Annotated in this window: 14 protein-coding genes and 2 pseudogenes; 8 read left to right on the top strand and 8 right to left on the bottom strand. The window is 62.3% G+C overall.

Translation table 11 applies throughout. The features are described 5' to 3' along the window. Positions 1–56: 56 nt before the first annotated feature. From BC1002_RS22735 to BC1002_RS22720, 4 genes are all read right to left on the bottom strand, one after another. Complete coding sequence (locus BC1002_RS22735) at positions 57–260, bottom strand: Sec-independent protein translocase family protein (protein WP_013092337.1); 204 nt, start codon at positions 258–260, stop codon at positions 57–59. A gap of 119 nt (positions 261–379) precedes the next feature. After that, positions 380–772, bottom strand: coding sequence for a hypothetical protein (locus tag BC1002_RS22730; protein WP_013092336.1), 393 nt, complete (start codon positions 770–772; stop codon positions 380–382). A gap of 14 nt (positions 773–786) precedes the next feature. Then, on the bottom strand, positions 787–1,176 hold the full coding sequence (locus BC1002_RS22725) for a hypothetical protein (protein WP_013092335.1): 390 nt from the start codon (positions 1,174–1,176) through the stop codon (positions 787–789). Then, a complete protein-coding gene (locus BC1002_RS22720; protein ID WP_013092334.1) occupies positions 1,173–1,544 on the bottom strand; it encodes a tlde1 domain-containing protein in 372 nt (123 codons plus the stop codon). The genes BC1002_RS22725 and BC1002_RS22720 overlap by 4 nt, the downstream gene beginning before the upstream one ends. A gap of 443 nt (positions 1,545–1,987) precedes the next feature. On the opposite strand from BC1002_RS22720, the pseudogene BC1002_RS22715 reads away from it, so the two are divergent. The 6 genes and pseudogenes from BC1002_RS22715 to BC1002_RS22690 form a co-directional block, all read left to right on the top strand. After that, positions 1,988–2,381 (top strand): annotated as a pseudogene (locus BC1002_RS22715) (amino acid synthesis family protein); the annotation flags it as partial. Between the two features lie 142 nt (positions 2,382–2,523). Then, positions 2,524–4,476 (top strand): ABC transporter permease, encoded by a 1,953-nt coding sequence (locus BC1002_RS22710; protein ID WP_041735378.1) that lies wholly within the window; start codon positions 2,524–2,526, stop codon positions 4,474–4,476. Continuing rightward, on the top strand, positions 4,473–5,285 hold the full coding sequence (locus tag BC1002_RS22705) for an ABC transporter ATP-binding protein (protein ID WP_013092332.1): 813 nt from the start codon (positions 4,473–4,475) through the stop codon (positions 5,283–5,285). The genes BC1002_RS22710 and BC1002_RS22705 overlap by 4 nt, the downstream gene beginning before the upstream one ends. Continuing rightward, positions 5,282–5,995: an ABC transporter ATP-binding protein gene (locus BC1002_RS22700; RefSeq protein WP_013092331.1), complete on the top strand. Its 714-nt coding sequence runs from the start codon at positions 5,282–5,284 to the stop codon at positions 5,993–5,995. The genes BC1002_RS22705 and BC1002_RS22700 overlap by 4 nt, the downstream gene beginning before the upstream one ends. A gap of 7 nt (positions 5,996–6,002) precedes the next feature. Next, a pseudogene (locus BC1002_RS39015) lies at positions 6,003–6,381 on the top strand (c-type cytochrome); the annotation flags it as partial. Between the two features lie 92 nt (positions 6,382–6,473). After that, positions 6,474–7,682: an ABC transporter substrate-binding protein gene (locus BC1002_RS22690; protein WP_013092330.1), complete on the top strand. Its 1,209-nt coding sequence runs from the start codon at positions 6,474–6,476 to the stop codon at positions 7,680–7,682. A gap of 96 nt (positions 7,683–7,778) precedes the next feature. Here BC1002_RS22690 and BC1002_RS22685 read toward each other — a convergent pair whose 3' ends face one another. Then, positions 7,779–8,030, bottom strand: coding sequence for a hypothetical protein (locus BC1002_RS22685; protein ID WP_013092329.1), 252 nt, complete (start codon positions 8,028–8,030; stop codon positions 7,779–7,781). Positions 8,031–8,224: 194 nt separating this feature from the next. Between BC1002_RS22685 and BC1002_RS22680 the strand changes: the two genes are divergently transcribed. After that, the gene (locus BC1002_RS22680) at positions 8,225–8,746 is read left to right on the top strand and encodes a DUF6496 domain-containing protein (RefSeq protein ID WP_013092328.1); all 522 of its coding nucleotides are present in this window, start codon (positions 8,225–8,227) and stop codon (positions 8,744–8,746) included. Positions 8,747–8,846: 100 nt separating this feature from the next. Here BC1002_RS22680 and aptA read toward each other — a convergent pair whose 3' ends face one another. Continuing rightward, on the bottom strand, positions 8,847–10,175 hold the full coding sequence (gene aptA / locus BC1002_RS22675; RefSeq protein WP_013092327.1) for an omega-aminotransferase AptA: 1,329 nt from the start codon (positions 10,173–10,175) through the stop codon (positions 8,847–8,849). Between the two features lie 189 nt (positions 10,176–10,364). Here aptA and BC1002_RS22670 point away from each other — a divergent pair, with 189 nt between their 5' ends. Beyond that, complete coding sequence (locus BC1002_RS22670; RefSeq protein WP_013092326.1) at positions 10,365–11,780, top strand: aminotransferase-like domain-containing protein; 1,416 nt, start codon at positions 10,365–10,367, stop codon at positions 11,778–11,780. Positions 11,781–11,801: 21 nt separating this feature from the next. Here the strand turns inward: BC1002_RS22670 and BC1002_RS22665 are convergent, their stop codons facing one another. Together BC1002_RS22665 and BC1002_RS22660 are read right to left on the bottom strand one after the other, a co-directional pair. Then, positions 11,802–12,425 carry a LysE family translocator gene (locus tag BC1002_RS22665; RefSeq protein WP_013092325.1) on the bottom strand — a complete coding sequence of 208 codons (624 nt, stop codon included), beginning with the start codon at positions 12,423–12,425 and terminating at the stop codon, positions 11,802–11,804. Between the two features lie 571 nt (positions 12,426–12,996). After that, entirely contained in the window at positions 12,997–13,989 is a 993-nt protein-coding gene (locus BC1002_RS22660; RefSeq protein WP_013092324.1) for an ornithine cyclodeaminase family protein, read from the bottom strand. Positions 13,990–14,011: the final 22 nt, after the last annotated feature.

Below are 14,011 nucleotides of genomic sequence, written 5' to 3'. Positions count from 1 at the left end.
CGCTTGCGTTAGCGGCCGGCCATTTCAGTTCGTCCATTCAGACCGGACGCGACAGGTCAGGACTGTCTTGAGTTCAATGCAGGCCAGCGGGCCAGGGCAATGAACCACAGTAGAACGACGTTCACCACCGGAATGAAGGCAAGCAGTGACCAGGCTCCCGCATATCCCGCCTTCTTCAGGATCAGCCATAGCGGGATAATCTCCGCGATGACGACAATAAGAACAAACACCAGCCAGTGCCAAATGGAAAGAGCGCCCACGCCTACCTCCATTTTTTGAAGTTGACGGACAGAGCTAAGTTATAACGACGCAAGGCCGATTCCTTGCTCAATGTAAAAAAGACCCACGCGAAGCGGGTCCGCCTCCGAACCGGCGCGGGTCACTCGATCTGCCTGTACCGAGTGTCCCCGCTGACACGCTGCAACTGTTTTGAGACGATAAGAAACTGTTCGTCAGTAATCATGCACTCCAGTTCGCCTATCTCATACACAGCAACCAGTTTGATCTTATTTCCATTTCGCTCCTCAAAGGTAATCTGATAGACCCCGCGCCACATTGGCTCGCCATCCTCATATTTGCCGATTTTCTCGGACGCCAGCCGCACGGCTTTTGTTTTCATAGCATCGAAATCCAAGGAGAGGATGTCAGTTTTTCTTACCGCCATCTGGGCCACATAGGCCGGAAATCGGTCGCCGCATGGGGGGTATGGGCCGGTTTCGGCCAGGCATAGCGCGGGAAAGGATAGCAGCAGGACTGCAAAAGCGTGTTTCATGGGTTCAAAGGGCCTCACTCTATCTGCTTGAAAATTCTGTCGTTCTCGACTCCTGGCAGCAAATGCTTCGAAACGACAAAGACCTCTACGGAACTCATCGAACATTCAAATTCGCCGGCGTCGTCCACAGTAATTACCTTGACCTTATTGCCGTTTTTTTCATAGAAGGTAATGTGATAGACCTCACGCCACAGTTGTTCGCCATCCTCATATTTTCCTATTTTTTCGGACGCGAGTTGCACGGCTTCGGTTTTCGTGTAGTCGATGCTGCCAAGCATGCCAGCGCTTTTTAGTCTCCCTTCTGCGATGTTGGTCGGCCACCTGTCGCATGGCGGGTTCGGTCTACCTTGCGCCAGGCATAACGCGGGAAGGGATAGCAGCAGGACTGCAAGAGCGCGTTTCATGGATGTTCCACCCTAAGCATTCTGTCGCCACTGTTCCAGATTTGCTGGCGGTATGGCAAGTGCAGAACAATACATCCATTTGACGCGTTGCCGGGTTCTTTAATGCTGTCGCCGTGGATCATGAAGCCGTCGCGCCCGCCCAGGCTCGTTCCCGCAACGGGGTTGAGCCGCATCGAATGCCGTCCAGTCTTGGGGTGCGGAAAAGGTGCCGTAATTTCATACAGGCCAACGGGGATCGGTCCTTTGTCGCGGACATACTGGCTACTGTGTCTGTCCTTGTGCTCGCCCTTACCGGAATATCCAGTATCTGTGATGTATTCGTCGTCGTGATACAACTTGTGGCTCTCATGCTTGTAAATCCAGACCATCGTCTTTTTCTCATTGGTTGTACGAACCAACGATTAAACCAGACCATCTGGTTGAACACAATTTTTAAGATATGCGTCAGTTTGATCTGCATCCCCATATATCGCGTGACGTCACCACCGGTCTCCCGAAGTTCACTTCGGGCGTAGAACGGTCAAAATCATAGTTATTCGATTTCGACGTTGCAGTGGGCCGATTCGACGGGAAAAGAAAGAACCACGCCGCAACGACTGACGGCGCAACACAACGCAAAGAATGCGCAACATGGCAACGAAGAAGAACGCGAGGAAATACAGCCGCGACGAACGTTCAAAATGCAGACGTGCAAAAGCCGGACGTTAAGAACGTCGGTGCAGTCAAGCCTCAAGGATGGCTTGCGCTGAAACTGAAGCGGTGCGCACCAACTCACAGCAAACCGCAATGCAACGAATCTCGGAGAGCGGAAATGGCGATCAGGCTTCGCAAGCTGATCGTGCAGCCAGACCGTCGAGCCGTCCGCGTGCCGTGCGGTCGCGATCGCCGTGATCGATAATGCGTATGCGGGCCGCTACGAGGTGAAGCTCGACGCGCTGATCGAAGCCGCCGAGCAACTCGGCGCGCTGCTCGGCAAGCGCTGCATCGAAGCGATCGGCATCGCGCCCGGCGAGGCGCAACGCTACGGCAAGTTGGCGATCGTCGGCGAGGCGGGCGAGCTCGAACATGCGGCCGCGATCCCGCATCCGAAGCTTGGCGCGCCGTTGCGCGCGGCGGTCGAGAAAGGCGCCGTTCTGGTGCCGTCGGCGAAGAAGATCGGCACGCTCGGCACCGCGATCGACGTGCCGCTCGGCCACAAGGACGCACTCCGCTTGTTGCGCGGGTGATTTCGCTGGTAGTGTCCTGCCTTTGACGCGGGCGCGCATGGTGCCGCCCGCGCTGCAACGTCCGTCGATCGGGCCGCAGCGCATGTTGCGCGCGCCGTTCGGCGAGCTGGCGAGGGTCACGATGCTTTCGAATCTGCTGGTACAACTGGTCAATGGACTCGCCGACGCGTCGACGCTGTTTCTGGTCGCCGCCGGTTTGTCGTTGATCTTCGGCGTGACGCGCATCGTCAACTTTGCGCATGGCTCGTTCTATATGTTCGGCATCTACGTCGCGTACAGCATCGCGAGCCGGTTTGGCCAAACGGCGGGCGGCTTCTGGCTGTCGGTGCTGGCCGCCGCGCTCGCAGTCGCGGTGTTGGGCGCGCTCGTCGAAATGGTCGTGCTGCGGCGGATCTATCCGGCGCCCGAGCTGTTCCATCTGCTCGCCACCTTTGCGCTCGTGCTGATCTTTCGCGACGCCGCGCTCTGGCTTTGGGGCCCCGACGACCTGTTCGGTCCGCGCGCGCCGCATCTCGCGGGCGCGGTCGACTTTCTCGGCCATCCGCTGCCCACTTACGACATCGCGCTGATCGTGATCGGTCCCGTCGTCTTGCTGCTGCTGTGGTACGCGTTGACGCGCACGCGTTGGGGCACGCTGGTGCGCGCCGCGACGCAGGATCGCGAGATGCTCGGCGCGCTCGGCATCAATCAGGCGTGGCTGTTTACCGGCGTGTTCTTCGTCGGCGCGTTTCTGGCGGGACTCGGCGGCGCGCTGCAAGGGCCGCGCATGTCGGCGAACCTGTCGCTCGACCTGGAGACGATCGGCAATGCATTCGTGGTCGTGGTGGTCGGCGGCATGGGTTCGATTCCGGGTGCGTTCATCGCGGCGCTGCTGATCGCCGAAATCAAGGCGCTGTGCATCGGCGTCGGGCACGTGACGATCTTCGGCATCGGTTTATCGCTGAGCCGCTTTACACTGGTGGCCGAATTCGTCGTGATGGCGGTCGTGCTGGTGGTGCGGCCGTGGGGCCTGCTCGGCCGCGCAAGCGCCACGGTGCGCGCGATGGGCGCACCGGAAACGCCGTTGCGTCTGGCGGGCAAGCGTCTGAAGTGGCTCGCAGCCTTCGTGTTGCTGGTGCTGGTGCTGGCGCCGCTCGCGGCCAACGCGTTTCCGTACATGCCGGTGCTGCTCGTCGAAATCCTGATCGCGGTGCTGTTCGCGACGAGCCTGCATTTCATCATGGGCCCGGGCGGTCTGCATTCGTTCGGCCATGCCGCGTACTTCGGACTCGGCGCCTACGGCGCGGCGCTGTTTCTCAAAGTGCTGAATCTGCCGATGGAAGCCGCGTTGCTGCTCGGGCCGCTGCTCGCGGTGGTCGGCGCGCTCGTGTTCGGCTGGTTCTGCGTGCGCCTCTCCGGCGTCTATCTCGCGATGCTGACGCTCGCGTTCGCGCAGATCGTCTGGTCGGTCGTGTTCCAGTGGGACGATGTGACGGGCGGCAGCAACGGCATTCTCGGCCTATGGCCGTCGAACTGGCTGTCGTCACCAGTCTCGTTCTACTACCTGACGCTCGCGTGCGCGGTGCTCGGCGTGGGGCTGTTGCGCCGCATGCTGTTTTCGCCGCTCGGCTACGCGATGCGCGCGTCGCGCGATTCCGCGCTGCGCGCCGAGGCGATCGGCATCGACGTGAAGCGGGTGCAGTGGGCGTCGTTCGTGATCGCGGCATTGTTCTGCGGACTCGCCGGATCGCTGTACGCGTTTTCGAAGGGCAATATCTCGCCCGAAGTGATCAGCGTGAGCCGTTCGGTCGATGGCCTCGTGATGGTGCTGCTCGGCGGCTTGCAGACCTTGAGCGGGCCGATCGTCGGCGCGGCCGTGTTCACGTGGCTGCAGGACACGGTTGCGCGACAGACCGACTACTGGCAGGCGCTGCTCGGCCTCGCGATCCTGCTGCTGGTGATTGCCTTTCCGCAGGGCATCGTCGGCTTCATTCGCGTGCGTTTCGGCGACGCGAACGGCGATCAGGCCGACAGGACCAACGGCGGCGCCGCGTCGCCATCGCAACGGACCGCCGCGGTCAAGGAGGGCCTATGAGCCTGCTGCGTGTAAGCGGTCTGTCGCGATCATTCGGAGGGCTGAAGGCGGTCGATGACGTTTCATTCGAGCTCGAGGCCGGTCAACTGCTGGCGCTGCTCGGCCCGAACGGCGCGGGCAAATCGACGTGTTTCAACATGGTCAACGGCCAGTTGCAGCCGTCTTCGGGTTCGATCCTGCTCGACGGTCATGAACTCGTCGGCATGCGGCCGCGCGATATCTGGCGGCGCGGCGTGGGCCGCACGTTCCAGATCGCCGCGACGTTCAACTCGATGACGGTGCTCGAAAACGTGCAGATGGCGCTCGTGTCGCGCGAGAAAAAGACCTTCGGCCTCTGGAGGCCGGCGGGTTCGCACTATGCCGACGAAGCGTTCGCGCTGCTAGAACAGGTCGGCATGAGCGAGCACGCGAAACGCGCGTGCGGCGTGCTCGCGTATGGCGACGTGAAGCGCGTCGAGCTCGCGATCGCGCTGGCGAACCGGCCGAAGCTGCTGTTGATGGATGAACCGACCGCCGGCATGGCGCCGAAGGAACGCAACGAATTGATGGCGTTGACGAAGCGTCTGGTGACCGAACACCAGATTGGCGTGCTGTTTACCGAGCACAGCATGGACGTCGTGTTCGCGTACGCCGACCGGATGATCGTGCTCGCGCGCGGCAAGCTGATCGCCGAGGGCGACGCCGATACGATCCGCAACGACGCCCGTGTGCAGGAGGTCTATTTCGGCACCGGCAAGACGTTCCGGCCGCACGCGTCGCTGCAGGACGCGCAGGCCAACACGCAGAACGGCAAGGGGGCGCTGCAATGAGCGAACCGATGCTGAAAGTCGCCGGCCTCAATGCGTTCTACGGCCGCGCGCACATCCTGTTCGACGTGGGCCTCGAAGTCGGCCGGGGCGAAGTGGTCGCGTTGATGGGCCGCAACGGCGCCGGCAAATCGACGACGATGAAAGCGGTGATGGGATTGCTGCCGCGCCGCCACGGCGAAGTGACGTTTCGCGGCCAGAACATCAGCGCGCTTGCGCCGTACAAGATCGCGCGCATGGGGGTCGGCTTCGTGCCGGAAGACCGCCGCGTGTTCGCGGACCTGACGGTGATGGAGAACCTCGACACGGGCCGCCAGCCGCCGCGCGAAGGCGCGCCGCAATGGACGCCCGACAAGCTGTTCCGCCTGTTTCCGAATCTCGGCGAAATGCCGAAGCGTCCGGGTGGCCAGATGAGCGGCGGCGAGCAGCAGATGCTGACCGTGTCGCGCACGCTGATGGGCAATCCGTATCTGGTGCTGCTCGACGAACCGTCCGAAGGCGTCGCGCCGGTGATCGTCGAGCAGATGGCAAACATGATTCTCGAACTGAAGCGCGAAGGGTTGTCCATTCTGTTGTCGGAACAGAATCTGCACTTTGCCGAGCTGGTCAGCGACCGCGCGTATGTGCTCGAAAAAGGGCAGATCCGTTTCAGCGGCACGATCGGCGAACTCGCACGCAACGAAACAGTGAGGCGCGACTATCTGAGCGTGTGAATTCACCGCGACCGCGCGGGAATTCGAGCGGACCGCCACGATGGCGGGCACGCCGGTCACGGCGGGCGCGCGGCGTTTCGACCGTGCGGGGCGTGCCATCACACCGGCAGCCGCCCGCAACTGTTCGGCTTGCATCCGTCGCTCGTGCTGAATACGAGCCTGCACGGCGCGACACCGGGCAACCTGATTCGCGTGATCCTCGACGGCATCGGCTCGCCTGCGCGGCCCGAACTCGGTACGATGCCGGCTTACTGCGATAGTTTCAACGGCGCCCAGGTCGCCGAGCTCGTGTCGTACCTGCGCGTGCAGCTCGCGGGCGGCAAGCCGGCATGGGAGACGTCGCCGCGAACGTGGCCAGAGTCCGCGCGGAACCGCGCGAGCAATGAGCCGCCGGCCGCAGGGGCGCAGGTCCGCGCGCTTGTCCGTCCGCCCGTTCCTACGTCTGACAAAACCATTCTTTTGATTACGGAGTTAACGCATGACCACGCGCGTAGGATGGATCTCTCGGCTCATGGTGTCGACCGTGTGCTCGTTTGCCGCGCTCGGCGCGAGCGCCCAGCAGACCATCAAGATCGGCGAGATCAATAGTTACAAGGCTCAGCCCGCCTTTCTCGGGCCTTACAAGCAAGGCTGGAACCTCGCGCTCGAGCAGGTGAACGCGGCGGGCGGCGTGCTAGGCAAGCAGCTCGAAGTGATTTCGCGTGACGACGGCGGCAACCCCGGCGACACGGTCCGCGTTGCGCAGGAACTGATCGCGCGTGAGCAGGTGCAGCTGCTGTTCGGCGGCTTCCTGTCGAACACGGGCCTCGCGCTCGCCGACTTCGCGAAGCAGAAGAAGATCTTCTTCCTCGCCGCCGAACCGCTGACCGACAAGATCGTCTGGGCCGATGGCAACAAATACACGTACCGTCTACGTCCTTCGACCTACATGCAGGTTGCGATGCTGGTGCCCGAGGCCGCGAAGCTGAAGAAGAAGCGCTGGGCGATCGTGTATCCGAACTACGAGTACGGGCAATCGGCGGTGGCGACCTTCAAGAAGCTGCTGACGGCCGCGCAGCCCGACGTGCAGTTCGTCGTCGAACAGGCGACGCCGCTCGGCAACGTCGACGCGGGCGCGGTGACCCAGGCGATCGCCGACGCGAAGCCCGACGCGATCTTCAACGTGCTGTTCGCCGCCGACCTCGGCAAGTTCGTGCGCGAGGGCAATACACGCGGGCTCTTCAAGGATCGCGCGGTGGTGTCGCTCTTGACCGGCGAGCCCGATTACCTCGATCCGCTCGGCGCCGAAGCGCCGACCGGCTGGATCGTGACCGGCTACCCGTGGTATTCGATCGATACGGCCGCGAACAAGCAGTTCGTCGACGCGTATAAGGCCAGATATCACGACTATCCGCGGGTGGGCTCGGTGGTCGGCTATTCGGCGCTGATGTCGATCGCGGACGGCATCAAGAAGGCGGGTTCGACCGATCCGGACAAGCTCGCCGCCGCGTTCAAGGGGCTCAACGTGCAGACGCCGTTCGGTCCGATCACGTACCGCGCGCAGGACAATCAGTCCACCATGGGCGCGTATGTCGGCGTGACCGGCGTGAAGGACGGCAAGGGTGTGATGACGTCGTACCGCTATGTGGATGGCGCGAGCGTGCAGCCATCGGACGCCGAGGTGAAGAAACTGCGGCCAGCGGATTGAGGACGCGGCGCGCGGCGCTCCGTCGTGACTGCCGCGCAATGGCCGCGTGAGTGCTGGTGAATGCGCTTGCGCAGCGGCTTTTGCCGCCGGCGAAACCTACTCTTCCGCGTCGTGCTCCGTGACGAACCGCTTCAGATAAGCGAGCACGGCCGCTTCCATCGCGCGATGATCGGCGGTGTTTTTCGAGCCCGCGTTTTCTTCATCGCCGAACAGCGTGGACGGCGCGTTGTGCACGTCCACTTCCTGCCCCTCGCGAAACACGCGAATTTCGTGGACGTCTTCGACGTACTCGGCGATCCAGTGCACGCCCTCGATATGTGCGCCAGCGCGAACCGTAACTATCTTCATGGCTGTCTCCATGCAAGCGGTCGAATTGAGTTGGCGCCTCGGCGCTTACTCCCGTCCCATGTCCACAACCATACGCCGTCCCGCCGATGCACGCGAGTCCCGCCGCGCAACGACCGCCGGGCCATGGCGCGGATAGGCGCTCCGGCACGCTCGTTGCTGAACGATAGAGCCTCAACCATAACCGGAGAACCGTCATGCCAGAGCAGAAAACCTTGAAGCGTGCCGCGGCCGATAAACGCGCGGGCAAATCAGCGAGTACCCAAGCGGGAGAGTTCATCAAGGAACAGGTGGACAAGGTCCGCGCCGGCAAGCACGGCGTGCGCTCGCCGAAGCAGGCAATCGCGATCGGGCTGTCCGAGGCGCGACGCGCGGGCGTCGACGTAAAGCCGCCCAAGAAGGGGGCGACGAGCGAGACGACCCGCAAGAAAGCGCAGAAGGACAGTGCGGCGGGCAAGCACGTCGGCGCGAAGAAGAGCGCGAGCAACGAGTCGAGCGCTAAACGCTCGCGTGTGTCGGAGAGCGTGCTCAAGCGCGAGAGCAAGGCCGGCGCGTCGTCGGCGGCGATGTCGAAGCAGGCGAAGTCGGCGGCGGCCGAGCGGCCTGCCGCGAGCCGCTCCGCCGCCGCCAAAAAGGCCGCGGCGACGAAGGGCGCGGCCGGACGCTCCGCTGCCGCGAAAAAGGCCGCGCAAACGCGGGCGTCGCGCGCGCATCACTGAGCTTGCGGCTCGCGCAGCGGCGGCAATAGAAAAGAGCGGCGCACGCATGGGCGTGCCGCCGCTCTTTCGTTGTTGGCCGGGGGCGCGCTGGCGCGCCTTCTTACTGCACCGTCGCCAGCACCTCGCCAACCGTGCGGAAGAGTCGCGCGATCTGCTCTTCGTCGATGATCAGCGGCGGCGAGAACGCGAGGATGTCGCCGGTGAAGCGGATCAGCACGCCCGCCTCGAAGCACTTGACGAACGCCTCGTAAGCGCGCGCGCCCGGCGCACCGTCGCGCGATTCGAGCTCGATGCCCGCGACGAGGCCGAGATTGCGCACGTCCTTCACATGCTTCGCGCCGCGCAGCCCATGCGCGGCGGCTTCGAACGTCGGCGCGAGGCTGGCCGCGCGCTCGAACAGCTGGTCGCGGCGGTACAGATTGAGCGTTGCGATCGCGGCCGCGGCCGCCGCCGGATGCGCCGAGTACGTATAGCCGTGGAACAGCTCGATCGCGCCCGGCGCGCCGCTACCGACGACCGTGTCATGGATCGTGCGGCTCGCCGCGACCGCACCCATCGGAATCGACGCGTTGTTGATCGCCTTCGCCATCGTGATCAGGTCCGGTGTGACACCGAAGTGTTCGCTCGCGGTCGCCTTGCCGAGACGGCCAAAGCCGGTGATCACCTCGTCGAAGATCAGCAGGATGCCGTGCTTCGTGCAGATCTCGCGCAGCTTCTGCAGATAGCCTTGCGGCGGAATCAGCACGCCGGTCGAGCCGGCCACCGGTTCGACGATCACAGCGGCGATCGTCGAAGCGTCGTGCAGCGCGACGATGCGCTCCAATTCCTCGGCCAGATGCGCGCCCCATGCGGGCTGGCCCTTCGAGAACGCGTTGTGTTCGAGGTTGTGGGTGTGCGGCAGATGATCGACCGCCGGCAGCAGCGCGCCCGAAAACGTCTTGCGATTCGGCGCGATGCCGCCGACCGAAATGCCGCCGAAGCCGACGCCGTGATAGCCGCGCTCGCGGCCGATCAGACGCGTGCGCTGGCCTTCGCCGCGCGCCCGATGATAGGCGAGCGCGATTTTTAGCGCGGTGTCGACCGATTCGGAGCCCGAGTTCGTGAAGAAGATGCGGTCGAGCCCTTCCGGCATCAGTTCGGCAACCTTGGTCGCCGCTTCGAACGCGAGCGGGTGGCCCATCTGGAAGGTCGGCGCGAAGTCGAGCGTCGACAGCTGCTGCGTGATCGCGGCGACGATTTCATCGCGGCTATGACCGGCATTCACGCACCACAGCCCGGCGCAGCCGTCGAGAATCTCGCGCCCGTCGGTGCTTCGGTAGTACATGCCCTTCGCCGACTCCAGCAGGCGCGGCGCGGCCTTGAACTGGCGGTTGGCGGTGAAGGGCATCCAGAAGGACGACAGATCGTCGATGACGGGGCGCGAAGTCATGGCATCTCCTCGAAGTGGGTGTCGGTTGAGGGCTTTGAGCGTAGCCAAACTGTAGTCCTCGCGGTTTAATGACGGCATAAACAGTTGACGAAGTGTGCTGCCAACTGTTCTGGCGGATTCGCGCAAACTGTCCCGGTAAGCGGGCGCTCCGCGGTCGGTCTTTTTGCCCCTGGTTTTTGGCCCGAAAACATGATCGAACTGGACCTTCAACGCGACCGGCGTGCGGCGCCGACGCTCGTCGAACAGGTCGTGCAAGGCTTCGCGCGCGCGATCGACGCGCAATCGCTGCGCGCCGGCGCGCTGCTGCCGTCGGTGCGGCAGCTTGCAAAAAGCCACGCGCTGAGCACCTTCACGGTGACCGAGGCGTACAACCGGCTCGTGTCGATGGGGCTGGTGGTCGCGCGGCGCGGCTCCGGCTATCGGGTGGCGGCGCGCTCGCCGTCCACGCGCGCGGCCGTCGCCGACTGGACGCCGCCGAGCCTGACGGCGACGTGGCTGCTATCCGACGTGTTCGCCGATCACTCGGTGCCGATCAAGGCCGGCTGCGGCTGGCTGCCGAGCGAATGGACCAACGAGAGCGGCCTGCAGCACTCGCTGCGCGCGCTGAGCCGGGTGCCGGCCGCGCGACTCGGCGACTACGGCCATCCGTACGGCTTCGCGCCGCTGCGCCAGCGCATCGCCGAACAACTCGACCGGCGCGGGCTACCCGTCGACGTCGCGAACGTGCTGCTCACGCAGGGCGCGACCCAGGGACTCGATCTGATCGTGCGCACGCTGCTGCGTTCGGGCGATGCGGTGATCGTCGAGGACCCCGGCTACTGCAACCTGCTGCAGATCCTGAAGCTCGCCGGGCTGATCGTGCACGGCGTGCCGCGCACGCCGGCCGGCGTCGATACGGAGGTGCTCGAAACGCTGGTCGCGCGGCACAAGCCGAAGGCGATCTTCGTCAACACCACGCTGCAGAATCCGACCGGCGCGACCTTCGGCATGTCGGCCGCGTTCCGCTTGCTGCAGATCGCCGAGCGCGAACGCATCTGGGTCATCGAAGACGACGTGAGCCGCGAACTCGCGCCGGCCGGCGCGCCGCTGCTGGCGGCGATGGAAGGCTTGCAGCGGGTGTTGCACGTCGGCGGCTTTTCGAAGACGGTGACGCCGTCGCTGCGCTGCGGCTACGTGGTGGCCGAGCAGGCGGTGCTGCGCGAACTCGCGCGCACCAAGATGGCGGTGGGGCTGACGTCGTCGGAGGCGATCGAGCGGATCGTCGACAAGGTGCTGGTGGAAGGGCGTTACGCGCGCCACGTCGAGATGGTCAACGAGCGGCTGAAGCTCGCGCACGTGGCACTCGAAGAGCGGCTCGACGCGCTCGGGCTCGAGGTGTTCCACCGGCCGCGCGCCGGGCTCTTCATGCTGGCGCGTCTGCCGATAGAAGCGGAGCGCGCCGCCGAGGTCGCGACCGCCGCGCTCGCGCACGGCATCTGGCTCGCGCCGGGCTCCTACTTCCGTCCCGACGACGCACCAAGCGCGTGGTTCCGCTTCAACGCGCCGTATTCGACCGACGACGCGTTGTGGCGCTTCATCGAGCGGGTCGGGCAGGGGGCGTGGTAGACGCGGCGGCGCGTCGGACGCTCAGCCGCCGTGTCCGAACAGCTTCAGCGCGATCGGATACAACGACCCGACGAGCAGCAGCGCCATCGCGACGTTGAAGATGCGCAGCCGTTTCGGGTTCGACAGCACCTCGCGCATCGCGGTGCCGAAACCGGCCCATACGCAGATGCAGGGAAAGCCGATCACATAGAACACCGCGGCCATTGCAACGGCGTTCATGCCGAAGCTGTTGCTCAGGTGAATCGTCGTCGCGGCGGTCAGCACCATCATCCACGCCTTCGGATTGACCCATTGGAACGCGATCGCCTCGTGAAAGCGCATCGGGCGACGCTCGCCGTTCCTGAGCTTCAGCTCGCCCGACGTGCCGATTTTCCACGCCAGATACAGCAGATAAGCGACGCTGACGACTTCGAGCACCGTGTACAGCACGGGGAAATGCACGAACGCCTCGCCGAGGCCGACGCCGACCGACAACATCAACAGCACCACGCCGACGCTGATGCCGGACAGATGCGGTAGCGTGCGGCGAAACCCGAAATTGACGCCCGACGCAAGCAGCATCGTGTTGTTCGGGCCCGGCGTGATCGAGGTGACGAGCGCGAACAGAATGCCGGCGGGCAGCGCGCTGAGAGTGACGAAAGACATGGGAGCTCCGGTGTCGCCAACAGAAAACGGTGAAGTTCATTCTAGCGAGAGGCTCCGGTACAGTACCTGTACGGTTTTGAAAATGGTCTCCAGTACGGATCTATGATGAGTTGATGAGCGGGAAACGCCGTCGCCGTAAGACGACAGTGTTGTTGAGATTTACGCCGCTATTGATGAGATTCACGACACTGCAAATGAGACTACGACACTTCCCTTGAGACTGATTGAATGACGAATAGCGAATTCGTCGAATAACCTATTTCCGGCACCTGTGAGGTGATAACTTGCCGGAATCGCTAGGTTTTTTCTGCCCCAAGGCCGAACATGTCGCAAGATCGGAAATCGGATCAACGAGTGTCAAAACGAAGGCCATCGGCCACAAACTGCCGGTCACATGGGCAATCGTGCTCTCGACAAGACTTCACCAACCGGCCGTTCTGCGCGTTTTTACACGGCCTCGGCCAGGAAGGGACATTCGACAGCGGCACCTAGATCGCCTTTCGGGCGCGGTTCGGTTCGCGAGCACAGTAGCCACCTTCGGGGTCCATAACTGCTTCGCCCTCCAATAATTTTATTTAAAAAATTCATAAAAAGTGCCGAGTCCTTTTTCGAGGGCCGACTTGTAGAGCATAGCAACCGTCACATTATCTTGTATCGCCATACCAACTGAATCAAATATTGTGATTTCTTCCTGGTTTTCGCGGCCTGCCTTTTTTCCCAATAATATTTCACCAATTTCGGCATGAATATCGGCCTGCTTTATTGAACCTTCTTGAATGGCATGGCATGTATCACCATACTTCACGCAAAGCTCTACAGAGTCGTTTACAATTTTTGCGTTTTTAAAAATATCGACTTCGAGCTCCTGCTTGCCTGGCATATCGGATCCAATCGCCACAATATGCGTACCAGGTTTTAGCCACTGATTTTTTACAACCGGGCCTCTGCGGGCCCTTGTGGCGGTTACAACAACATCAGCCTCCCGTACTGCTTCCTCCGCAGTTCCACATCGGCTGATGGTAAGCCCTGTTTCTGCAGTCATTTCTCGAACATAGTCGTCAAGTGCTTCTGAAGACGCATTCCACACCAGGATCTCGGTAAAATTCCTTACCCTAATCATTGCTCGAAGCTGTCTGCGCGCCTGATTGCCCGCACCTATAATACAGAGTTTTTCTGCATTCTCTCGCGCAAGATACTTTACCGAGATCGCACCTGCAGCGGCCGTGCGACAACCGGTAATCCATGTTCCGTCCATAATACACTTGAGCACACTGGTACTGGCATCAAAAAGCAACACTGTGTTCATGCCCGTGGGCAGTCCTAGTTGCGGGTTTTTTTTGTATCCGCCGGAGGAGGCTTTAATGCTGATATATCCACCATCCATGTCAAGGCCGCCTTTGAAATCGATGCCTTCATGTGTATCTGGTGATACTATGCACATAAAATCCGGCTGAATTACTTTACCGCTATTAAAGGATTTATAGCCGTTCTCGACGGCTTCAAGCACTGCATCCAGGTCAATGAGCATCCCTACTTCATCTTGATTCAGCAGTAAAGTTTTCATAGCCACCTCCTTTTTCAATCGT

The sequence above is a fragment of the Paraburkholderia atlantica genome, assembly GCF_000092885.1.
Taxonomy (GTDB): Bacteria; Pseudomonadota; Gammaproteobacteria; order Burkholderiales; family Burkholderiaceae; genus Paraburkholderia; species Paraburkholderia atlantica.
Note: the sequence above shows the minus strand (reverse complement) of the source record. Positions and strands in the feature narration are given on the sequence as shown.